This window comes from Novosphingobium sp. NDB2Meth1 (assembly GCF_900117425.1).
In the GTDB taxonomy this organism is placed as follows: domain Bacteria; phylum Pseudomonadota; class Alphaproteobacteria; order Sphingomonadales; family Sphingomonadaceae; genus Novosphingobium.
In genome coordinates this window covers 1-23,352 of record NZ_FPEH01000024.1, presented here as the reverse complement: position 1 = coordinate 23,352, position 23,352 = coordinate 1, and the positions used below count along the sequence as shown (strand labels likewise).

General features: G+C 62.2%; 18 protein-coding genes. 16 read left to right on the top strand and 2 right to left on the bottom strand.

Going from position 1 to position 23,352, the window contains the following annotated elements; genetic code table 11:
• Positions 1 to 28: 28 nt before the first annotated feature.
• Entirely contained in the window at positions 29 to 772 is a 744-nt protein-coding gene (locus tag NDB2M1_RS16830; RefSeq protein WP_072384028.1) for a DUF3313 family protein, read from the top strand.
• 731 nt (positions 773 to 1,503) lie between these two features.
• On the opposite strand, the gene NDB2M1_RS16825 is transcribed toward NDB2M1_RS16830, so the two are convergent.
• Positions 1,504 to 1,710 carry a hypothetical protein gene (locus NDB2M1_RS16825; RefSeq protein ID WP_072384027.1) on the bottom strand — a complete coding sequence of 69 codons (207 nt, stop codon included), beginning with the start codon at positions 1,708 to 1,710 and terminating at the stop codon, positions 1,504 to 1,506.
• 248 nt (positions 1,711 to 1,958) lie between these two features.
• On the opposite strand from NDB2M1_RS16825, the gene NDB2M1_RS21825 reads away from it, so the two are divergent.
• Positions 1,959 to 5,729 (top strand): cadherin-like domain-containing protein, encoded by a 3,771-nt coding sequence (locus tag NDB2M1_RS21825; protein ID WP_083554943.1) that lies wholly within the window; start codon positions 1,959 to 1,961, stop codon positions 5,727 to 5,729.
• Between the two features lie 249 nt (positions 5,730 to 5,978).
• A complete protein-coding gene (locus NDB2M1_RS16815) occupies positions 5,979 to 6,617 on the top strand; it encodes a porin family protein (protein ID WP_072384026.1) in 639 nt (212 codons plus the stop codon).
• 166 nt (positions 6,618 to 6,783) lie between these two features.
• Here NDB2M1_RS16815 and NDB2M1_RS16810 read toward each other — a convergent pair whose 3' ends face one another.
• Complete coding sequence (locus tag NDB2M1_RS16810) at positions 6,784 to 7,953, bottom strand: CDP-alcohol phosphatidyltransferase family protein (RefSeq protein WP_083554942.1); 1,170 nt, start codon at positions 7,951 to 7,953, stop codon at positions 6,784 to 6,786.
• Between the two features lie 359 nt (positions 7,954 to 8,312).
• Here NDB2M1_RS16810 and NDB2M1_RS16805 point away from each other — a divergent pair, with 359 nt between their 5' ends.
• The 13 genes from NDB2M1_RS16805 (at position 8,313) to NDB2M1_RS16745 (ending at position 23,240) form a co-directional block, all read left to right on the top strand.
• Entirely contained in the window at positions 8,313 to 9,437 is a 1,125-nt protein-coding gene (locus NDB2M1_RS16805; protein WP_083554941.1) for a glycosyltransferase family 4 protein, read from the top strand.
• Between the two features lie 389 nt (positions 9,438 to 9,826).
• Complete coding sequence (locus tag NDB2M1_RS16800) at positions 9,827 to 11,110, top strand: glycosyltransferase family 4 protein (RefSeq protein ID WP_072384023.1); 1,284 nt, start codon at positions 9,827 to 9,829, stop codon at positions 11,108 to 11,110.
• A 49-nt stretch (positions 11,111 to 11,159) separates the two neighbouring features.
• Complete coding sequence (locus NDB2M1_RS16795; RefSeq protein ID WP_253185928.1) at positions 11,160 to 12,257, top strand: KpsE/RkpR family capsule polysaccharide export protein; 1,098 nt, start codon at positions 11,160 to 11,162, stop codon at positions 12,255 to 12,257.
• On the top strand, positions 12,257 to 13,060 hold the full coding sequence (locus NDB2M1_RS16790; RefSeq protein ID WP_072384021.1) for an ABC transporter permease: 804 nt from the start codon (positions 12,257 to 12,259) through the stop codon (positions 13,058 to 13,060). Before NDB2M1_RS16795 ends, NDB2M1_RS16790 begins: the two co-directional genes overlap by 1 nt.
• Positions 13,057 to 13,755, top strand: coding sequence for an ABC transporter ATP-binding protein (locus tag NDB2M1_RS16785; RefSeq protein WP_072384020.1), 699 nt, complete (start codon positions 13,057 to 13,059; stop codon positions 13,753 to 13,755). The genes NDB2M1_RS16790 and NDB2M1_RS16785 overlap by 4 nt, the downstream gene beginning before the upstream one ends.
• Positions 13,752 to 14,612: an SAM-dependent methyltransferase gene (locus NDB2M1_RS16780; RefSeq protein ID WP_072384019.1), complete on the top strand. Its 861-nt coding sequence runs from the start codon at positions 13,752 to 13,754 to the stop codon at positions 14,610 to 14,612. Before NDB2M1_RS16785 ends, NDB2M1_RS16780 begins: the two co-directional genes overlap by 4 nt.
• A 56-nt stretch (positions 14,613 to 14,668) precedes the next feature.
• Positions 14,669 to 15,265, top strand: coding sequence for a hypothetical protein (locus NDB2M1_RS16775; protein WP_143146812.1), 597 nt, complete (start codon positions 14,669 to 14,671; stop codon positions 15,263 to 15,265).
• On the top strand, positions 15,262 to 17,511 hold the full coding sequence (locus NDB2M1_RS16770; RefSeq protein WP_072384017.1) for a glycosyltransferase: 2,250 nt from the start codon (positions 15,262 to 15,264) through the stop codon (positions 17,509 to 17,511). The genes NDB2M1_RS16775 and NDB2M1_RS16770 overlap by 4 nt, the downstream gene beginning before the upstream one ends.
• Positions 17,508 to 17,927, top strand: coding sequence for a hypothetical protein (locus tag NDB2M1_RS16765; protein WP_072384016.1), 420 nt, complete (start codon positions 17,508 to 17,510; stop codon positions 17,925 to 17,927). The genes NDB2M1_RS16770 and NDB2M1_RS16765 overlap by 4 nt, the downstream gene beginning before the upstream one ends.
• Positions 17,924 to 18,799, top strand: a complete 876-nt coding sequence (locus NDB2M1_RS16760) for an FkbM family methyltransferase (protein WP_083554938.1) — start codon at positions 17,924 to 17,926, stop codon at positions 18,797 to 18,799. The genes NDB2M1_RS16765 and NDB2M1_RS16760 overlap by 4 nt, the downstream gene beginning before the upstream one ends.
• A gap of 17 nt (positions 18,800 to 18,816) precedes the next feature.
• On the top strand, positions 18,817 to 20,103 hold the full coding sequence (locus tag NDB2M1_RS16755) for a glycosyltransferase family 4 protein (RefSeq protein WP_072384014.1): 1,287 nt from the start codon (positions 18,817 to 18,819) through the stop codon (positions 20,101 to 20,103).
• 21 nt (positions 20,104 to 20,124) lie between these two features.
• Positions 20,125 to 21,345: a polysaccharide biosynthesis/export family protein gene (locus tag NDB2M1_RS16750; protein WP_253185927.1), complete on the top strand. Its 1,221-nt coding sequence runs from the start codon at positions 20,125 to 20,127 to the stop codon at positions 21,343 to 21,345.
• Between the two features lie 572 nt (positions 21,346 to 21,917).
• The gene (locus tag NDB2M1_RS16745) at positions 21,918 to 23,240 is read left to right on the top strand and encodes a hypothetical protein (RefSeq protein ID WP_143146811.1); all 1,323 of its coding nucleotides are present in this window, start codon (positions 21,918 to 21,920) and stop codon (positions 23,238 to 23,240) included.
• Positions 23,241 to 23,352: the final 112 nt, after the last annotated feature.

The window sequence follows — 23,352 nt, the reverse complement described above, 5'->3', positions numbered from 1 at the left end:
ACATGTGGCCGCTGCCTTGCTCGCTTCGATGCCGCTTGCCGGTTGTATCTCGATCGGCACGACGCCGAAGCCTGATACGGTCCTGTTCGCGGCTAATGCGCCGGCCTTCCGCCCGATGGTTCGCAACAGGAGCTGGCTCGGCTACCGGGAGCCGAGTTTCGCGGTCACGCAGTATTCGGCAGTGATGATCGATCCGGTTGCCGTGAGCGCGGCCGGCGCGGACCAGTTGCCCGGTGGTGCTGCCGGGAAACTTGCCGAAGGGTTGCGCGCTGATCTGGCGGCCGCCCTCAAATCGCTGTCACCGGCGCGCGGCCCCGGCGCGGGCGTCTTGCAGGTTCGAGCGACGATCACGGCCATTGGCCGCCCGAGGCGGGCCTTGAACCTTGCCATGCTGCCGACCGCGATGGTCGGTGTCCCCGTGCCGCTGATGACGTCCGGCGGTGCCGCGATCGAGGTGGACGTTTTCGACAGTCTCTCGGGCAGACGCATAGTGGCGTTCCGCGGGCGCGCCAAGGGAGCAAGAGGGCCGGTCGGCAGCCTCAAGGCCTTCGATCATGCGCAGAACGCGCTCCGTGTCCTCGCCGGTGCGGTCGCTGACATGATTGCGGATCCAAGCGCGCTGAGCGGGGCGAAGGAGGCGATAGGCGGCCGCGCCATCGCCGTGCAACCTGATCCTGCTCGCGCGAGTTGCTCGGGAATGTGTTTGCTGCCTGCATCTGAAAGCCCGATGCTTGCTTACCGATTGCAGCCGACGGATCGGTCTGCCGTTTAAGAATTTGGCAACAATCTGAAGTGTTTGAAGAAAGTGGCACTCGACATGGCCACCGAAATGCAGATGAGTGCCCGCTTTTGTTGCCAGCAGACGTTCAAGTCCGCGCCGCAGAACGTCGTCACTTGGTCGTAACCCGCCGCCTTGGGACCGATAGCTCAGGCACAGTTGTCTTCGGCTGTCAGTCGATGACGGCCAGACCAGATCAATTGGGCACTTGCTGTCGAATCCCAGGTTATCGGAGGCGTTGCAGCCGCCCTCACGCATATAGCTCTTTGGACACCTTAGGGACGAGCCCGACTCAATTGCACTCAGGGCCGACTAGCCAACACCCGCCTTGTATCCCTCTGCAATCCATCAACATTTGATGACATCCAGAAGCGTTTCTGGTATCGCGTGTATCGGTAGCGCTAGACGATCAGCATCACTTCGGTTCCCAGAAAGTGCTTAGAACCAATGTGTTGGGTCGTTTTGGGGGCCTTATGTGGGGCCTCACGCATCACAGAACCTTCCCACAGAACCAATTTAATCAACTAGTTAGGGTGGTTTTCGCGGTTCCCGCTACCTCCAACTTTCCTGTCCGCCGATGTTCGCATCCGTCTGGACAGGCCCCCAGAAAACCGCGACATATTGCCACTATCACGCCGCTAGCGTCCGCACCAATTCGCATACAGTTACCATCCTTTGGGGGTACGATTGGGGGATGTCTGAAAGGGGCTGACAGGATACCCCCATCACTCGAGGTATCCGGACTGGGGCAACCTTGATCGGGGCACGCAGCGGATGGCGCTGACAAGGCCGCCGAGTTCCTCCGCGAGCTCTGCCGACGCGGCCAGATCGCTGATAATGACTTTCGCGGCAAGTGCGCGGGCAGACGCCTCACCAATGCCGTGCGAGACACTGGCATTCCTGACAGTTGCAACGTGGCTGCTCTGATTCATGCCAGAAACGTATAAGCGCCATGCGCGAAAATGAACTTTATCTAAAATAAACTCGAACCGGCCTAATATAGCAAGTTATCTGCCAGTCATTCCATGTATTGGATAAATGCTATCCACCGAACCGCTGTGGTTAAGGTCGCGTTATTGGGGTGCCGTCACGGCTTGTTCACTTCGATTAACGATTGGTCTGCGGGCCGGAGGGGCTGACACGGGGTCGCGCCTTGCACCGGCATTGCCCGAGGACCGCCATGCCCACCACCACCACGCCCAAGCTCTCTGCCGCCGCCGCTATCGTGGACCTGCCGCCTACCGGACAATCGCGCACGCTCAGCGCGCGCGAGGATACCGACAAGGCGATCACGGTGGCCAATCTCCTGGCCGGCTGGCGCGATCCGGAGAAGACCGCGCTCAAGATTGCATCGATCGACAAGGTGACGGGCGGGCGCCTGGTCGACGATGGCAAGGGCGGCTGGATCTTCCGTGCCGATGCGAACCTCAATGGCACGGGCGCGGCGAGCATCACCTACACGATCGCCGATGCGACGGGGAAGACCGCGACGGCGACGGCGCTGATCAATATCGCCGCGGTCAACGATGCGCCGGTGCTGGTGCAACAGAACTTCGTGCTGGCGCCGGGCACGGCGAAGGTGTTCAGCCAGGCCGAAGTGCTCAAGGGCGCCTACGACATCGAGGGCGACGCGTTCAAGGTCGTGGGCGTGACCAATGCTGTGGGCGGCAGCGTGCGGCTCCTCGCCGATGGCACAATCCGCTTCGTGCCCAAGGCGGGGCTGGCCGGTGATGACGTGGCAGGCTTCACGATCAAGGTGCGCGATGCGCTGGGCGCGACGAGCACGGTGTTCCACAAGATCGACCTGATCGGCTCGCTCACCGGGCCCGATCCCAAGGCGGTGATCAACGAGGACGCAGGCCGCAGCTTCAGCGCGGCGGACCTCCTCGCGGGGTGGAAGTCGCCGAGCGGATCGCCGCTCAAGATCGTCGCGGTCACCGATGCCAAGGGCGGCACGGCGGTGCTGGGCGCGGATGGATCGGTGCAGTTCAACCCGACCGCCGACCTCAACGGCAAGGGCGCGGGCGGCTTCACGGTGACGGTCTCGGACGGCGCTGGGCTGACGGCGACGACCAAGGCCGTGGTCGACATCACCGCGGTGAACGACGCGCCGGTGCTGGCGGAGCAGTCGGTGGCGGCGAAGCAGGGCTCGACCGCGATCTATGCGGCGGCGGACCTGCTCGCGGCGGCGAAGGACGTGGACGGTGATGCGCTCAAGATCGTCGGCGTGAAGGACGCGAGCGGCGGCAATGTGAGCTTTGCGCCCGATGGCAACGTGCTGTTCACGCCCGCCGGCGGCAATCCGGGCAGCTTCACGCTGACGGTGGCCGATCCTTCGGGTGCGACGGCCAGCGCCAAGGTGGATGTCGCGGTGACCCCGGCAGCGGACGGGCGGGCAAACCTTCCCGCTGAGATCCTGTCTGCGGGCGAGTACCTGCGGTCCGACCATGTGATCCGCCCGGTGTTCAATCCCGACACCAAGCTCGATGCGCTGACGACGTTCGGATTTTACGATCCGCTCACCGACGGCCGCGTCGCGCTGGCAGATGCATGGGGCTATGCGCTGGAGACGGACTCGCGCGAGGGGGCAACGCTTTCGCTGGGCCAGACCAGCGGTACCTGGCTCCAGTTCCTCGACGAACTGCGCCAGCTTCCAGATGCCAAGGTCCGGGTCTATCTCAACCGCGATTTCACCGCGTGGGTGAACAACAAGGAGGTTGTCCTCGATCCGGAAGCAAAGGCTGTTGCGGATCAGCTCGCGATCCCGTCCTACAACAACGACAACCAGCTTTCCGGCGGCAAGACGTGGAACTACCTGATCCCGCAGCAATCCTGGAACATCGTCGCGGACTTCTGGGCTAGCAAGATCAAGGCCGTCGATACGGCACTCCGCGCGGTCGGCAGCAAGGTGGATTATGTGCTGGATCAGGGCGAATGGGGTCCGCTTCCGCTCAACTTCGACGGGCGCACATGGGTCAATACACCGGAAATCCGTGCGACGCTGGAAAAGGACTACCTGCTTGATCCCACCAAAAGCGCGGCTGACGAGCCGTGGCTGCGCTTCGATCTGTTCCGCTACGCGACCGATCAGGCGGTGCGCATCCATGGTCCAGTCAAGGACGCGGTGCTTGAGGCGCTGCCCGGCCTCGATGAGTTCCTCTACTACACCAACGGCGCCTCGCAGGATCGCGGGCGCTATGGCGGCTACTGGGGCTGGGGCTTCGACTATCTGAAGACGGCCGATACGTTCAGCACGACGCCGGTGGGCGAATCCTATTACCTCAGCAACAATTCGGGCTGGGTCGGCGAAGGCAATATCGTTCGCAAGCTGCTCAACGCGGTGGCGCAGCAGATCGAGATCGGCAAGGAGCATGCCTACAACTTCGTCACCTCGGGCTGGTGGCCGGAGGCGGCGAACAGCGAGCAGTACGAAAGCTACACCGGCTTTCTCAAGCTGATGTACCTGACCGGAGCTACGGCGGCCAATGCCGGCGCCTACAACTATTACATCGCCACCGACGATAGCGGCGATGTGAACACCGCCAAGCTACCGGATTCGCTCAAGCAGATCACGATCCTTGGCCAAGTGCACGCGGCGTTCAGCTGGCTGGACGATTTCATTCTCGACGGTCACCTCGTGGCGGGGCCGTACCAGCAATACTACCAGACGGAGCTACCGGCAGGGACAAAGATCCTCCCGGCCTATGAACTGCCGGTCTACGATCAAGGCAAGCTTGTCGATCAGGTGAACCAACCGGTCCATGCGCTGGCGCGCATCAACGCGGCGGGAGACAAGCTGCTGGTGAGTGTCTGGGCCGCCGATGCCAACGACCGCAGCGTGACGGTCGATCTTTCCTCGGCGGGGATCAGCGGGATCGGCTCGGTCGATGTCCTCGCCCGGCAGGCGGGTTCGCTCTACGTGGTCGAACTGAAGGGCGGCAAGACGGTTGCTACGCTGCTCGATGTGGACGCGGACCATCCCAGTGTCGGCGTCTCGGCCTATGTCAACGGGCATGACATCTACCACGAGGGCAGCGCTGGTGCTGATACGCTCTTCGGCACAGATTCCGGCGATACGCTGGTGGGCCTTGCCGGCAACGACACGCTGGCGGGTGGCCTTGGCAACGACACCCTGCTCGGCGGCGCGGGGGATGACATCCTGATCGGCGGGAAGGGCAGCGACAAGTACGAAGGCGGCAAGGGCATCGACCTCGCGGTGCTTTCGGGCAACTTCGGCGACTACAAGGTCGAGGACATCGGAGTTTCGGCCTATCGGCTGACCAACACCAAGACCGGCGATATCGAGGTGCTGCGCGATGTCGAGTATTTCAGGTTTGCCGACCAGACAGTGGACGTGCTCCGCCAGCTCGAAGGGCAATATGATACGGCAAGCGACCGCTTCACGCTGAATGCAGACGACTTGCTCGTGCCGACCGACAAGGCGGTCGAGGCGCCCGACGGGTACATGGGCTTCCAGTGGGACCATGTGGGAATCAACAACTTCAACTACTCGGGCGGCACTTCGTTCCGCCCGACCAGTGGCAACAACACCTTCGTCATCCTCGAAGGCACGGGACAGGAGCTCAACATTGCCCGCGAAGGACCTGTCGGCACCCCTGCGAGCCTCTCGCGCGAGACACCGTTCACGCCCGTGTCGGCCAACTTCGCCTCAGCCTGGCGGCATTTCCAGACGCTGACGGTCAAGGCCTATGACGATACCGCCGGAACGCATCTGCTGGGAACCCAGACGGTGCAACTCGGCCATATCGGCGAGAACCAGAAAGTGGTGTTCGATCCCGCGTTCCACGATGCACGGCTGCTGACCTTCTCGGTCGACGACGGCAATCCCGTCACGCCGGACCCCTTCAGCTTCGATGATCTGGTGATCGCGGACGGCGCAAGCGTGCGGGTGGCTGAAGGCCCGGGCGCTGCGTTCGATCTGTGGATCTGATGCGCCGATGGGAGGGGCTCGCTGCAGCCCCTCCCTGTAGCGAGCAATGTCTGCGACCTCAGCCGGCAACATCGTCTCACAAAGAACCGCGCCTTCCTGATCGACAACACAAACCGAGGCGCAAGACAGCGAAATGTCCAATCCGACGTAGCACAGGGGCGTTCTCCCAGCGGGGGCGTTGCTTGCCGCCAGGGGCAGCATGCCAACAAGCGCGCACTTTATGGCGGGCGTGTTCGGGGCTTTGAGGAAATGGCGGTGGCGCCTGCCGATGCCGTCAACCGCGGCGCGGTGCATCCGGCCATCCGCACCAACCAGACCGATCTGGGGCTGCGCTATACTTTGACGCCTGCGCTCGGCCTCGTGGCGGGCGTGTTCTCGATCACCAAGCCTTATTGCAACCTCGATGAGCAGGCGAACTATCGCGAGCTTGGCACGTCCTCCAACCGGGGTGTCGAGATGTCGCTGACAGGCGCGCTGCGGCCCGGCCTCAAGGTGGTGCTCGGCAATGTCCTGCGAGATTCGCGCATTCGCGGCGAGCTTGTCGATAGCGGCAGGATCGGGCCGCGTCCGATTGGCAGCATCAGGAGGTGCAGCATCGCCTCGATCGACTGGCGATCGGACGGCGGCACGAGTCCGCTTTCGCTTGATCTGGCGGCGGAGAGCCTGTCCTCGCGGATCGACAATGTCGGCAGTGGCCTCTCCGCACCACAGCGCGAGATGATCGGCCTTGGCGCGCGCTACCGCTTCAGCGCGGCATCAGCGAAGGCGCTGCTGCGCCAGCAGATCGCCGATGTGTTCGACGATTGCGGCTGGCAGGTCTTCGCCAATGGCGCGTTCCAGTATTCGACCGGGGGGCGCTTTCCGGCGGAGCTGCGTGTCGATCTTTGACCGTTCAGAACAAGACCGCCTGCCGAGATGGCGAGCGGACACAAAATCGAAGTGTGGCACATCCGGGCTGGCGTCCCCGGAGACGCAGAATCTCAGCGCTCCTCGCGAGCATCTATTGCTGCTGACTTCGCCACTGCCCGCGAGCGTGATGTGCCAAATGCTCTGCTCAACTCGCTGCGCCGGACGTGCGGATCGCGCTCCTGGCCAGAAGCACGGTGATTGCCACGAACCAGCATATCGCGACGGAAAGGAATATGAAGGGCACCCAGATCACCTTGCCGAGCACCGCCAACAGCGCTGCGGCAAAGGCGATGAAATCGCGCATCGTCAGCCAGATGACGAGATCGACCAGCCAGCGACGCTTCGGATTCCGCCGAAGGTGGATTTTGACCGCTTCGAAATTGATCGGTTCACCCTGCTTCTGCGCGCGCCGTCCGATCTGGGACAAGCCTGCCAGCAAGAGCACAAGGCCGGCAAGACCAGCGTAGGCCGCCGAAGCATCACCGCGCAGCCAGAGATTGATCGACAGGCCGGCCACAAAAGCCAGATTTGTCGCTGCATCGATCAGGCTATCGAGCCGGGCACCTGCGGGTGAAGTACGGAACGTAGCGCGGGCGATCTCGCCGTCCACCCCGTCGAAGATCGACGCAGCCTGAAACAGCAGCGCGCCGAAGACGGCTCCATTCACCGGAGACGTCAGCATCACTGCAAGCATCAGGCTGGCGAGAAGCGCCGTTCCCGCCGTGGCGTGAAGCGGCTGTATCCAGGCGTGGCGCAGCAGGCGCCGCGTGATCGCGCGCGACACTGGGCGGTTGAACAGACGCGAAAACAGCCCATCCTGCGGTTTGGAGGTGGCAAGCAGCAAGAGGTGGTCCGCCTCGCGCAAAGCCGCCTCGGCGACGACGGGCGCTTTTGACGATGGACTTGTCGCTCGCGGCGCACGTTTGCCAAGGGCCTCCCGCACCTGTCGTGTCAGGCCGGCCAGCAGATCAAGCGCACCGAACACCATTGCGCCGCGCGCCGGCTCTGCATCTCCACCGAGACGCAACGAGAGGCCGCCGCAAAGCCGGTTGCATTCATCGCGACACCGTTGTGAAGGCGTCCAGGATCCTTCCGCAACGGTTGCAGCGATCGTGCATCCCGGCTCAGCTGCGCCATCCAGCGACAGCGCGTGGACCAGCCTAGCTGCCAAGGGCAGACCGGCGACGAGGTATTCGGCCGTGCGCGCATCCGGAAAAACGATGTGCCTTGTCCGCAGGGCTGCTGGCTTCTGGTCGCCCTCATCTAGGGGAAAAACCGGATCCAGACCTCGTTGTCTGTCGTTCATCAAGTTCATGCCATTCAGGTTGGGTCAGCAGCGAGACAGCGTCATGACACGCAGCAATTCAGACGGCGTGTGATCGTCTGGCTTGGCAGCACCACGAATGGGGTGCGAGTCGATACGTTGCGCCGGGGAGGGGAGCAGGTTGAACGGTGGAAGGTATGTTCCGCGGAAATCTGACAGGAAAGGCAGTTGGGGATCAATGATTTCATCGATGCGCGCTCCGCCAGATAACTCCAAAATGAAGACGTATCGCGCAGAAACCATTTTCAATTGGACTATCATATTGCTTCGTATAAGGCTACTTTCTGAGATAAGATAATCATATTATCGTCACATTTCTGCCACATGTGCTAGAAGAATCCCTGTATTCCATGACTAAGATCTGTGTTGACTGCCGCTATATCGGCCCACGCCCCAGTGGAATCGGGAAAGTGCAGCAGGCGTTGGCGGATTATCTGCCAGTTTTGGCGCCGGATGTGAATTTCATCTTTCTGAAGCGCGCAGATGCACCGGCAAGGCTTTCGGCAGCCGGCAACGTGCGGGAGATTGTCGTTCATGCTGCGGCAAACAGTCCTGCAACAATGTGGTGGCTCACGCGCAAGGCGCCGCTGGAGGACGTGGATTTGTTTCACGCGACGTTCAACATCATGCCGGCAGGCCTTGCGATGCCATGCGTGACGACGGTGCATGACATCATGTGGCTCACCAATCCGGACTGGTGCAAGGCGCGGTTCTCCCGCTCGCTCGAACGGCGTTTCTATCGCCACGGCATCAACCGGGCCCTGCGCAGCGCGGCTGCGATCACCACGGTCAGCGAGGCGAGCAAGCAGGAATTGCTTCATTGGAACCCGGACCTGGCCGGCCGGGTGCACGCTGCGCTGCTCGGCGTGGCAGGAGAGTACCGTCCTGTCGCCAACGCCGCCGAAAAGCTTGCCGGGCTGGGCTTGCCAGCCGGGCAGCGAATCGTACTCACAGTGGGGCAATATGTGCCCTACAAGAACCATGAAGGCGCCCTGCGCGTCTTTGCCGAAGCCTGTAGCAACCGGACTGACACAAGCCTCGTATTCGTCCAGCGACTCAGCAGAAATGCAGAGGACTTGCGCCGCCTTGCGGCAAATCTGGGTATTGCGGACCGGGTCCATTTTCTCGAAGCAGTAGACGATGCGCAGCTCGTCGCGCTCTACGCTGCGGCGGACTGCCTGCTGCACCCGTCTTTCTGCGAAGGATTCGGGTTACCCCTGCTTGAGGCCATGGCGTGCGGCTGTCCTGTCGTCGCTTCTGATCATTCCGCAATGCCGGAGGTTCTGGGCGGCGCCGGATTGCTCGCACCGGTGCACGACACGCGCGCGATGTCGCAAGCGTTGCGCCGGGTTCTAGATGAACCAAACCTTGCCGAACACATGCGCAATGCCGGGCCGGCCCGGGCTGCAGAATTCTCCTGGCAGCGTTTTGCAGCGCAAAATCTTGAGGTTTATCGACATGTTCTCGCGTTGTGAGCCGGCCCGAGACGACATTGTTTCAATGCTTGCAGTTTACCGCATCCACAAAACATTTCATCGCTTTTGAACAGGTCTGATGACTACAAGCAACAGCTTGCATGCAAACTTTCATACCGGTTCGTCAAATTGATCCATAATGGTGTTAGTTCGAATTTGCCCCTTTGGCATACTGATATTGCCGTGTTGCGAGCGCGAAAGCACTCGTGCTACTTCAGGTTGGATGAGGGGCTTTCGCAAAGCGATTTATTGCATGCCGTCACCGTTCCGGTTCTTGGGTATTAGAGCTACGAGGGACATACAGGAACCAATGCGCGCGTGCCATTGCGCAGTAGCGAACGGAGTGGATCATCATGCTGGCCGAACCTCACGCGAGTTGACCTTCTGAAATGGCTGATCGCCCATTCCTTCTTGACGTAAGCCGCCTTGTCTGGCGCAGCTGGTCGCGTCGACTTCCGACGGGTATCGACCGGGTTTGCTACGCCTATCTGCGCAATTTTGCTGATCGCGCTCTGGCGGTCGTACAGCATCGCGGCATTGCCCGCGTGCTCACGCCGCGCCACTCGGATGAATTGTTTGCCGCGCTCGATTTGCCTGACAGCGAGTTCCAGAGTCGGCTGGCAGCGCTTGCACCGCGCGCTTTAGCCATGGCGCCGAGACGGATCGACGGCAATGGCGCGTTCTATCTCAACGTGGGCCATACCGACATCGACCTTGCCAGCCTCCCGGACTGGACCCGGCGAAACAACGTCAAGCCGGTCTATCTGATCCACGACCTGATCCCGCTGACCCATGCCGAGTTCTGCCGCACGGAAGCGATCGAGCGCCACCGCGGACGGGTGATAAACGCGCTGTTCTCGTCGGCTGGCGTGATCGCAAACTCGCGCTCCACCGCGGACGAACTGGAATCGTTCGGGCGCAGCCACGGCATTCCGATCCCCCCGATCACTGCGGCGTGGCTGGCAGGTGCGAACCTCGGCTCGCCGGACGTCGTTCCGATCATGCCTGGGCGCCATTTCGTGTGCGTCGGCACAATCGAGGGCCGCAAGAACCATTTCATGCTGCTGCAGATCTGGCAGCGCCTGGTCGAGCGCCTTGGGCGCGCAGCGCCAAAGCTGGTGCTGATCGGTCAGAAGGGCGCCGAAGCTTCGCATGTCGACAACATGCTCGATCGTGGACGCGGCATCCGGGATCACGTCACGATCCTTTCGCATTGCGAAGATGCCGAACTTGGCCGCTGGATCCGGTCTGCGCAGGCGCTCCTGCTACCCTCGTTTGCCGAAGGCTTCGGCCTGCCGGTGGTGGAAGCCATGGCATTGGGCACACCGGTGATCGCCAGCGATCTGCCTTGCTTCCGCGAAATCGGCTGCGGGATTCCAACGCTGCTGGACCCACTCGATGCCATCTCGTGGGAACGGATGATCTTGTCGTTCCTTGATCAATGCCCCGAACGGGCGCGCCAGTTGCGGATGCTGAAGGACTACTCACCGCCGACCTGGAGCGCGCATTTCGCGCAGATCGAGGACTGGCTCGACCAACTCAAGGTGTTGCCCCGATCGTTCGGCGCGATACCCCACTCGCAGGGAGCGGCACCGCGCCCCCTCTATCGCGCGGCCGAACAGCAGCCCTTCCCGCCCGTATCTGAAGGCCGGCATGCCATGCTGAACGAGTAAGCGCCCGATCGGTGCGCTGCCCGAGGCCTCACGAAAGATCATACTGTCCGTGTTGAAACGTTTCCCCTTCACCGATTCCCTGTTTCTGCTGGCTGTCGTGCTGCCGACGATGGTCGCCACGCTGTATTTCGCGCTGTTCGCCGCGGACATCTACATATCCGAGGCTCGCTTCGTGGTGCGCAGCCCTGAAAAGCAAGCCAGCTCCGCCCTCGGTCTGGTCCTCGGCGGAGCCGGATTTTCCGTTTCGGGCGACAAGAGCTATGCGGTGGTCGAGTATGTGCGCTCCCGCGATGCGCTGCGCGATGCCAATCGCGATGGAGCGATACAGAAGGCTTTCTCGCACGACGGCCTCTCGATGTTCGACCGTTTCGGAGGATGGTTCAACGGGCGGACTTTCGAGCACTTTTACGCTTACTTTTCGCACAAGGTGGGCATCGAGTTCGACACCGGGACGCAAGTGACGCGGCTATCGGTTTCAGCGTTCTCGCCCCGCGATGCCCAGATGATCAACCAACGGCTGCTCGGCCATGCCGAACAGCTGGTGAACCGGTTGAATGACCGCGCCCAGAAGGACACGATCGCGCTGGCGCAGGCCGAGGTCGACCGGGCCAAGGACCGGGCGCGCAATGCCGCCGTGGCGCTGGCGCAATTCCGGAACGCGCGCCGGATTCTCGATCCCGAGAAGGAAGCGGCGGTGCGGCTGCAGATGGTCTCGAAGCTACAGGACGAACTGATCGGCGCGAGGACCGAACTCGCGCAGATGCAGCAGTACACGCCGGAGAACCCGCAGATCCCCACACTGCGCACGCGCATCGCCGCGCTTGGCAAGGAAATTGCCGACCAGACCGGGCAGATCGCCGGCGCGCCGGATTCGCTGTCGGGTGACGCGGTGCGCTATGCCGCGCTGCAGCTCGACGCCGAAGTCGCCGCCAAGCAGCTCGCCTCGGCGCTTGCCTCGGTGCAGGATGCCGAGAGCGAGGCACGCCGCAAGCAGGCCTATGTCGAGCGCATCGCCGAGCCGAACCTCCCAGACTATCCTCTCGAACCGCATCGCTGGAAGGCCATCCTCGCCACCTTCATCCTTGGCCTCGTTGCCTGGGGCGTCCTGCGCACGCTGATCGCAGGCATTCGCGAGCACCACGACTGATGGCCGCCACCGTCCAGCAGCAAGCAACCTTTGCGCAAAGCCTGCAGGTGCAACTGCGCATCCTGCGCGCGTTGTTCATGCGCGAGGTGCTGACGCGCTATGGACGGCACAACATCGGCTTTCTGTGGCTGTTCGTGGAGCCGATGATCTTCACGCTCGGCGTGACCGCGCTGTGGACTGCGACCAAGTCGGTGCATGGCAGCAATCTGCCGATCGTGGCCTTCGCGCTGACCGGATATTCCAGCGTGCTGCTCTGGCGCAACATGCCCGGGCGCTGCATCGGCGCCCTGCAAGGCAGCCTTTCCTTGCTGTTTCACCGCAATATCCGCGTGCTGGATATCTATGTTGCACGGCTGATGCTGGAATTCGGCGGTGCGACGATCTCGTTCACCACGCTCGGTCTGCTGTTCATCTCGATCGGCTGGCTTGCTCCGCCCGAGGACATTCTCGAGATTGCGGGCGGGTGGCTGATCATCGCGTGGTTCGGATCGGCACTCGCGATCTGGCTCGGCGCACTTTCCCACGAGTACGAGTTGGTCGACAAGATCTGGCACCCGCTCGCTTATCTGATCTTCCCGCTGTCAGGCTCGGCGTTCATGGTCGATGTCCTGCCCAAGCTGGCGCAGGAGGTCGTGCTCTATCTTCCGATGGTGCACGGCGTGGAAATCGTGCGCGAGGGCTATTTTGGCGCTGCAGCCCGGGCCCACTACAACCTGAGCTATGTCCTGCCGTTCTGCCTCGTGCTTACCGGACTGGCGCTGTTCCAGGTGCGCAAGGTTGCCAAGGTCGTGGTGCCTGAATGATCTCGGTCCGCGATCTGCGCAAGGTCTACCCGACCCGGATGGGCGACAAGCTCGTGCTGGACGGCATCAGCTTCGATCTCGGCATGGGCGAGCGGCTGGGCATTCTCGGCCAGAACGGCGCGGGCAAGTCCACCATGGTGCGCCTGATCAGCGGCGCCGAGAAGCCGACCGCCGGCACCATCAAGAGCAGCCTGTCAATCTCGTGGCCGCTCGCCTTCGGCGGGGGCTTCCAGTACAACCTCACCGGGATCGACAACATCCGGTTCATCAGCCGGGTCTACGAGCAGGACTTCGAGCGCAACCTGGCCTACGTCGAGGAATTCGCCGAACTGGGCCCCTATCTGCGGGAGCCGCTGCGCTCCTATTCGTCGGGAATGAAGGCGCGGCTTGCCTTTGCGATCTCGATGATCATCGAGTTCGATTGCTTCCTGATCGACGAGATCGCCTCGGTCGGGGACGCGCGGTTCCACGACAAGTGCAATCACGAATTGTTCGAGCGCCGCGGCAACCGCGCGATGGTCATCGTCTCGCATGATGCGGCCTATATCCGTGACAATTGCACGCGGTGGGCTGTGCTGCACGGCGGAAAATTCAAAGAATACAATGATTTCGAGCACGCCTATGCCGATTTCAAGGAACTGATTGGCTGGAAGCCTCCCCCGGGCTGGCCATTTGTCGAACCGGTGATTGCATGATGTTGAAGAGTTTGCGCCAGCTTACGCGCCTGTTCGCGCCGGTCGTTATCGTCCCGGGCGAGGCGTCGTTCGCGCAGCCGGTTTCGCAGGCCTGCACCTACAATCAGATGCTCGACCCGCTCTATGCGCAATGGTGCCATGCCATCTACGAGAACCCGAGCACGCACCGCAAGCAGTGGGAATTCTGCTACATCCTGCAAGCGCTGGAGACCGCCGGCATGCTGCAGCCGGGGCGCCGCGGACTGGGCTTCGGCGTGGGCGACGAACCTTTGACCGCAGCCTTTGCGGCGCGCGGGATCGGCGTCACGGCCACAGACCTCGACACGGAACGCGCGGCCGAGCAGGGCTGGGTCGATACCGATCAGCACGCGCGCAGCAAGGAAGTGCTCAATGGGCGCGGGCTATGCCCACCCGAAGACTTCAACCGCCTCGTCGATTTCCGCTTCATGGATATGAACCGGATCGACAGCGATCTAAGGGGTTTCGATTTCTGCTGGTCCGCCTGTGCGCTGGAACATCTGGGCTCGATCGACCATGGTCTGCGCTTCATCGAGGCATCGCTCGAATGCCTCAAGCCGGGCGGGGTGGCGGTGCATACCACCGAATTCAACTGCCAGTCCGACGACAAGACGCTCGACAACGCCTCGACCGTGCTGTTCCGCAAGCGCGATTTGATCGCGCTGGCCCGCAGGCTGCGGAGGCAAGGCCACGACATCGTGCTCAATTTCGACCTGGGCGATCAGCCACTCGATCTGCATATCGATGTTCCGCCCTACGCGCAGGAGAACCACCTGAAGCTGCAGATCGCGCAGTGGGTGACGACATCGTATGGCGTGATTATCCGAAAGGCCGGATGATGAAGGTGAAGCTTGGGGGCGAGCTTGCAAGATCTCTTCGCAAGAGCACAGGTGCCGTGGTTGCCGGAATCGGGCGCGCGGCACCAGTCGATCTGACCAATCGTGCCACGCTTGTGGCATCGTCGCAGGCGGCGGCGCTGGGGGACAGCAGATTTCTGGGGCACATCGGCAATGCGGATGCCCTGCGCGATCAGCAACGCTGGGCAGAGGCCGAGGCAGCTTATGCCGCAGCGCTCAGACTATACCCCTGGGAGTGCAGCTACTGGGTGCAGCGCGGCCATATGGCCAAGGAGCAGGATGCCTTTGACCGCGCGGAGATCGCCTATCGCACCGCCTGCGCCTATGGCGCGCGGCCCGGCGATGTAGTTGAGCATCTCCTCTTCGTGATGGCACGCAACGGCTGCAACGAAAGTCAGGCGCCGATCCGCTTCTTTGTCGAGGGACCCAGTGCGCTTCAGGTGCCGGGCGAACCGGACATCTGGGCCTTCGGGCGATTGCTGTGGCAGGTCGGCGGCATTGCCGATCACCACGTGCTCGATCTTTTGCGCCACTGTGCGACTTGTGACGAACTCGTCGTCGCAATGTGCCGCGACACACGTTTCGAGCGCGCAAACCGGATCTGGCTCGAGCTGATCGGGGAGCACGAGCTGTGACTCGTTTTCTGCCCGACGCGCAGTGCCCGTCGTTCTCTATCGTGATCAACACGCTCAATCGTGGCAGCCTGCTGGGGGACGCGATCCAGGGGGTGTTTCAGCTCGACTATCCTTCGTTCGAGCTTGTCGTCGTCAATGGTCCGTCGACCGACAATTCGGAAGACGTGCTCGCCCGGTGGCATGGCCGGATCAAGCACTTGCGCTGCGATGTCGCGAATCTTTCGGTCTCGCGCAATGTGGGGATCGAGGCCGCAGCCGGTGATGTCGTCGCGTTTCTGGATGACGACGCAGTGCCGCATCCGCTTTGGCTGCGGTATCTTTCGCGCCATTATGCCAATCCCTCGACCGGCGGTGTCGGGGGCTATACAGTCGATAACACCGGCGTGCGCTGGCAGGTCCGCAAGACCGTCTGCGACCGGTTCGGCAACGCATACTTTCCTGACGACTTGTTCGACGAGCGTGCGCTGAACTTTCCCGGCACGCCGCTCTATCCCAGTTTGCTCGGCACCAATTCAAGCTTCCGCACTGCCGCGCTGCGCGAGATTGGCGGCTTCGATCACACTTTCGCCTATCTGCTGGACGAGACAGACGTTTGCATGCGCCTTGTCGATGCGGGCTGGCACATCCATTACGAACCGGCGGCGATGATTTTTCATCAGTTCGCGGAGAGTCACATCCGCTCGCACACCCGCAAGCCCAAGACGCTGTATCCATCGGTGGTAAGCAAGACGTACTACATCAACCGTCACGGTCAGCGGGAAGGCTTCGACAAAGTTGCCGAGCAGTTAGCCGCCTATCGCGGCGAATTGCTCAGGGCGAACGCCTGGCTTGCGGACCATGGCGACATCTCGCAGCAGCACCGTGTCCAGCTCGATCTCGATGTGGAGCAGGGCAGTGAAGACGGATTGCGGCGGAGTTATGCTGCGCTGGCCACCGGCAAGACGCACGGTGATATGCGTATAGACGCGACGCCGGAACCGCTGCTGCCGGCACATCCCCGCGAAGGCTTGCGGGTCGCGTTGGTATCGCAAGGATTTCCGCCGGAGAACGATGCCGGGATCGCGCGTTGGACAAGCCTGCTGGCGCAGGGTCTGCGGGATCAAGGCATCGACGTGCATGTCATCTCCCGTGCGGGACAGGCGCCGTTTCGCCAGTACCGCGACGGCATCTGGCACCATGGCATTGGGCGCACGCCGGCCACCGCGACAGCGGCAACCACCATTTCGGCCCGATATGAGGTGCCTGAGGCGGGCGTGGCGGACTGGATGGCTGCTGTCCAGCAGGAGATAGCCTTCCTCAAGACGTTTGGCCTCGATATCGTCTCGTTCCCGATCTGGGATCTGGAAGCGCTGCCGTCGATTGACGACCAGGATGTGGCAGCAGTGGTCAGCCTGCACACGACCTATGGCCTTGCACGCCCGTACAAGCCCGAATGGTCGGAGCGGATCATCTATGGCCGCGCCTTTGTCGATCGCATGATCGCGGCTGAAAACGCCTTGCTCGGCCGTGCTCCGGCGGTGCTGGCGAACAGCGAGGCGGTCGTTGCAGAAATAGAGCAGATCCACGGCGTGGCAGTGGCTGATCGCGCGCATGTCGTGCCCCATGGGACGCCGGATCTGCTAGCCGGAGCCGGTCTTTCGCTCGAGGGGAAGGCTGCCAGACGGGACCAGGCGAGCGTCCTGAAAGTGCTGTTTGCGGGGCGCTTCGAACCGCGCAAGGGCTATGATCTGGCGCTACGTGTCGCGGCGCGGCTTGCAGACGATCCTGCCGTGCGGTTTTCCTTTGCGGGCACCAATCTGAGTGATGCGCTTGCCAAGGACATCAAGCGGCAGATCGGCATCGATCCACGCAGTCTTGGCAATGCCGTTTTCCATGGAGACGTTGATCGCGCAGCGCTCGACCGGCTCTTTGTCGAACACGACGTGGTGCTCATGCCCAGCCGGTTCGAATCCTTCGGGCTTGTGGCGATCGAGGCCATGTCGGCGGGAGCCCCGGTGCTGGCCCTGGAGCGCGGCGGACTTGCCGAAGTTGTCGACGCATCGGCCGGACGCCTGTTCGCCACGGAGGAAGCCTTCGTCGACGAAGCGGTGAAGATCATTGCCCGCTGGGCGCGGGACCGAACCGGCATGAACCAAATGGCGCAAGGAGCCTACGACCGCTTCCTCTCCCGTTACACCGTCGAGGCCATGGCCCGCGGCGTAGCCGATTTCTATCGCAATGCCGTTTTGCAAAGGAGCACGCGATGATCGACGCGCAGTGGTTTGCGATTATCCGCTGCATTACCGGGACCGAGATGTCCGACGAGGCGGCAGGGCGCCTTGTCGACGTTCTGGGAGTGCAGGAAGAAGTGCTGCCCTATCTGTTGCTGCGAACCAACGGCTTTGCCGAATGGCCGCTTGCGCGCAGTGCCTTCCGTCAGGCGGTCCGCTCGGTCGTGCGGCCACGGCTGTCCACCCGTCCAGCACCGGCACATGCGCGGCGCGCTGCGGTTTACGCTGAATTCTCGGCGGAAACGGTCGAGCGCATTCAAGGCACAGGTGCAGCACCGCACGCCGTTGCACTGCTCGGCAAGGCTCGCCTTGCCGGTTCCGCGAGCAGCACGGACCCCCACGTTTTCATTGCCTCGGCCAGCTCGGAAGACGACAAAGAGAAAGCCCTATGATGGAACAAGAGACTTTGGACATCACGGCACGTCTGGCGTTGCTCGAGCAGAAGCTTGATGCCGTCATGGCGAAAGTCAGTGAAGTGCGGCAGTTGGTCGGCCCCTACTCCTCCACATTTCCAGATGGATCGGTGCTCACCCAGACGATTCACAGCTTGAAGTACTTTGTCGACCCGGACGATCTGATCATCACGCCCCAGATGGTGATCTACCGGCAATGGGAAGCCGATGTTTCGGAGGTTTTCCATCACTTGTGCCGGCACGATACGGTGTTCGTCGATGTCGGCGCGAACTTTGGCTACTTCACGGTGCTCGGCGCCAATCTCATCTCGAACCAAGGGTCCGGACGGGTATTCGCGTTCGAGCCGAACCCCAAGCTGGCTGAATTGCTCCGGCGCAACATCGAGATCAACTGGTCGATCGCGCCGGTCACGTTCCATCAGGCGGCAGTTGCCGACACGCCGGGCGAACTGCAACTCTACGTGCCCAAGGGCCATGGCGCGAATGCCAGCCTCTCGCCCCCTGAGAACACCGAAAGCGTGGCGGTAACGGTGCCGGCGCTTCGGCTGGATGATGCCTTGCCCGGCGACCTCGTCGTCGACGTGATGAAAGTCGATGTCGAAGGTCACGAGTTGTCGGTCCTGAAAGGCGCACGGGAGGTCATTGCCCGCAGCCCGGGCATTCACCTCGTGATGGAATGGTCTCGCAAGCAGATGCTTCAGGCAGGCATCGATCCTGCCGACGTGCTGGCTGAACTTGAAGGGTTCACGCCGCATCGCATCGAACTCGGCAGCGCACCGCTGGCGCATCCGCAGACGATGGAGTGGCTGCTGGAGCAGGACTACCTCGACGTGCTGTTCGTGCGGCCCTGACGAGCGGGTCACCATCCATGCGGATCGCCATCGACGCCTTCAACATCGCCCTGCCGCATGGCACCGGGGTTGCGACCTACGGGCGCAGTCTGGCGCGGGCGGCCGGGGAGCTGGGGCATGACATCCAAGTCCTGTTCGGCTCGCGCCGGGCACACTCGCGCGTGTCCCTGCTCAATGAAATCGCGCTCGCGGAGGGCGATCCGGAGATCAAGGGCAAGCGGGCATCGCAGCTCTCTTCCGCCGCCGCCTTTTTGCAGGCCGCGCAAGGCACGGTCCGTCCGCTCAAGGCGCGCTCCGTGCCCGTCTCGGGTCAGGTGCTCCTGCCCCAGCGGCTGCAAGTCGAAGCGGCACAATATTGGAACGCACAGAACCTCTACAACGGTTCCGACCAAGTTTTCCGCGCCACGAATGCCTTCACCAGCGTGGCGATCGAAGGCGTGGACATCGCGCACTGGACTTACCCGCTGCCCATCCGGATGCCCGGTGCGCGCAATGTCTACACGCTCCACGATCTCGTACCGCTGCGGCTGCCCTACACGACCGCGGACCGCAAGCGCGCCTATTATCGGCTCTGCCGCAAGATCGCCGATCAGGCCGATCACATTCTCACCGTCTCCGAAGCCTCGCGCCGCGATATCGTCGAGATCCTCGGCGTCGGCGAGGACCGCATCACCAATCTCTATCAGGCGAGCGACATCGGCGCTGCGCTGGGGGCGGTCGATGAAGCCTTCATCACCCGCTATGTCGAGGGTCTGCTGGGCGTGGGGCTGCGCGAATACTTCCTGTTCTTCGGCGCAATCGAGCCCAAGAAGAACGTGGCGCGACTGGTGGAAGCCTATCTGGCGAGCTCGGTAAGTTCGCCGCTGGTCATCGTCGGCGGGCCCGGCTGGGGCAGCGAGCAGGACGTGAAATTGCTCAAATCGCTGGCCGGTCTCGACGGGCGCAAGCGCATCGTATGGCTCGGCTACCTCCCGCGCGACATGCTCGCCATGCTGATCGCGGGGGCCAAGGCCACCGTGTTTCCCTCGCTTTACGAAGGATTCGGCCTGCCTGCGCTGGAATCGATGGCGCTGGGAACGCCCGTCATCACCAGCAATGTTTCCTCGCTGCCCGAAGTTGTCGGCGATGCGGGCCTGCTGGTTGATCCCTATGACGTCCGCGCCATTGCCCAGGCGATCATCGCGCTGGACGGTGACGAAGGCGCACGCGGCGAGCTTGCTCGCAACGGCCTTGTTCAGGCTGCCCGTTTCGACCGTGCCGCCTATGCAGAGCGGCTGGCCGGCTTTTACGCGAAGATGGCCTAGCCGTTTCAGATTGCCTTTTAGATGGAACCCGTTCCCATGCCCAAGTCCGCCCCGAAATCCACACCCGGCCTGGCCGGAAACCGTCGGCGCCGTGCTGCGCTCGCGGCGGGCACCGCGGCGCTCCTGTTGCTGCTTGGCGGGTGCTCTGCGGTCGGCGGCTCTGGACCAACTTCCGGAAGCATCCGCCGCGCCGCCGGACCCGCCGCTGCGGCAACCGGTTCCATCGCGCTCGTCGAACTTGATGGCGCAGCGGTCGCACGGCAGGAAGCATCGCAGACCAGCAGGAGCTTTGCCGACGTTTTCGGGGATTCCCCGGTCGATCCGACAATCATCGGTGCAGGCGATGCGATCGACATCGCGATGTGGGAGGCCCCTCCGGCAGTCCTGTTCGGCTCGGTTTCGACGCTGACCGGGATCGGGACGACCCAGACGATCAACCTGCCCCAGCAGATGGTCGGATCGGACGGCCGCATCACCATACCCTTCATCGGCAGCATCCCGGTCGCGGGACGGACGACCCGTCAGGTCGAACAGGACATCGTCGCGCGGCTGCGCGGCAAGGCGCATGAACCGCAGGCGATTGTCCGCCTGTCGCAGAACGAGGCGCGCACTGTTACCGTGCTTGGCGAAGTTGCTGCAACGCGGCGGCTGCCGCTGACCGCGCACGGCGAGCGCCTGCTCGACGCGCTGGCGGCAGCAGGTGGCAGCCGCCAGCCGGTGGGCAAGTCGACCATCCAGATCACCCGCGCAGCGTCGACCCTGACGATGCCGCTCGACACCGTGATCCGCGATCCGCGCCAGAACATCCGCCTGCGCCCCGACGATGTGGTGGCGGTGCTGTTCCAGCCATTCAGCTTCATCGCGCTCGGTGCCAGCAACCTCAATGCCGAAGTGCCGTTCGAGGCTACGGGCATGTCGCTGTCGCAGGCACTCGGCCGGATCGGCGGGTTGCGCGACGAGAGAGCCAATGTGCGCGGCGTGTTCATCTTCCGCTACGAGAATCCCGCAGTGCTGGGCCCTGAAGCAGCAAATCGGCCCGCGCGTCCGGACGGCACGGTGCCGACGGTCTACCGCCTCGACCTGAGCGCCCCGTCCAGCCTGCTCATCTCGCAGAACTTCGCGATCCACGACAAGGACGTGATCTACGTCTCCAACGCGCCGGTGGCGGATCTGCAGAAGTTCATCGGCATCGTCTCATCCGCCACCTTCTCGATCGTCGGGATCACCAATGCAGTGCGCTGACGCCACATCTGGTGAGATGGTCGCCGGGCCCGCGTTCTCCACCCTCCGATCTGCCAGGCCTTGGCAGGAGCGAACAGAGGCTGAAAGCGGCGCAGGTTGACGCGGTTGACACAGTCCAGAGCGAAAACTGTGAGCCCCGACGCAGGGCGGTTTGTCCCGCCAGAGGACGGCGAAAAGCGGCGGATTTGCAGGGATTCGCAGCGCATTTCGGGACTATGCCGCAGGAGTGTGCATGTAGGACAGCAGTTAATAAAATAACAGACGCGTCTGTTATTTATTCTGGGCATGAGCGGCGGACTGAGAGGTCCGGGCAGCGGATCCGGGTGGGGTGGAGCGTGACAATGATCAGCAGGTCGTGGAGGTGGTAGATAGTGGCCCACGCTCACAGGCGTACCCGTATAGTTCAAGGTATCTCCATATTCGTATCAATTGTTATCAATCAAGGTGCGCCTTTACGGTATCTTGGCCGATGTTTATGAAGATCAGGAGTGAACTAGAAAAGTTACAGAACATTTCTGTACGCGTGACCGCTGTTTCGCAACTGATTTCCACCATTTATCAGGACCGCCAAGTTGACCGTAACATTTTCTGTAGTGGGCGAGGAAGTCCGCAATAGCTCCAGCCTGAGCGGAGCACCGGCGGTCGACATTGTGGGCAATGCGATCCTGTTCACAAACACAGACCGCGGTCGGCTCACGTCCACTTCCGCCACCACTGCGGCCCTCACTATCACTGGTGAAGGGATACGCGTCATCAATGAAAGCGGCAGCCTGATCAACAGCAGCGGCTACCTGACTCCGGCCATAACCGGGTCGCGGTTTGGCGATATTGTCGACAATTATGGCGTGATCAGTGGTGTCGTGCAGTTGGGTGGCGGAAATGATAGCTATATCCAGCGTACCAGCCAGTCCGTATTGCGACTGGAGTTTGCCGAAGGTGATGACAGGCTTGAGATCATAGGATCGAACTTTCAGACATTCTACGGGCAGGAAGCTGATGGCGGCACAGGCGAAGATACGCTGGTGCTCAGCGGCTCAATTGGTCAGCTTACGGGCGCAGTCATCCGGAGTTTCGAGCATCTGGTGCTTGGCCCATATGCAGAGAACCTTGAAGCGCTGTCTGGTTTCAAATCGATCACCGTTCTGGGTCGTCCGGAAGGCGTGACCTACACTTCCGTCGGGCTCTTGAATGCCGACAATCCCGGCGTCGATATCGTGTTCGCCGGAAGCAACAATTTCCGGATCGGCGGCTCCAGCCGGTTTGCCGACATCATTGCAACTCCGGGCGCAGACAGCGTGGAGATCTTCGCGTATTCGGGTGGTTCTCCGGTGTCATCCGGCGCAGTCCTGCTTGGTGACGGCGATGACACTTTCCGCATCATCCAATCGGCGGGCGGCACGGTAAGCATTGCCAACGGAGTCAATGGCGGCGCCGGATTTGACCGGTTCGATTTTTCAATCACTGACGGCGCGACCTTCGACGCGTCCGGCATTGTCGGATTTGAGTCCTTCAATGCCGGTAGTTGGACAAGTGCCACAACAAATGCACGCATTACCGGACTTAATGGCTACCTCGAAGGTACGCTCGACACCGACGGCGGAATGTTGACGATTGCTGCTTCGGCTTCTCCTCTGGGATCCATAAGACCGCTAACCAAAGCTGCTGTGGTTTTTGAGTCGACTACCGTGTTTGGCTACTTCGGGCTGATCTCCGGATTTCCTGATTATCGCCTTACCGTCGAGCAGGTGAACCCTTTCGGTGGAGTAACTTTTACCAATCGCGGCCGGGTCATCAACGATGTGCTCCTCAGCACGGGTGACGACATCTATGATGGCACGCTGGGTTCGGTAGGTGGCCGCATCTACGGATTCGCGGGCAACGCGGCAATACGCTGACCTTCACCGGTGGTTCGCTGACCCTGCAGAACCTGCGCCCGGGCACTATCGTCACGGCGGCGGCCGGCGCATCGCCGGGTAACGTCGATCTCGTGTTGCAGCGCGGCGGCCT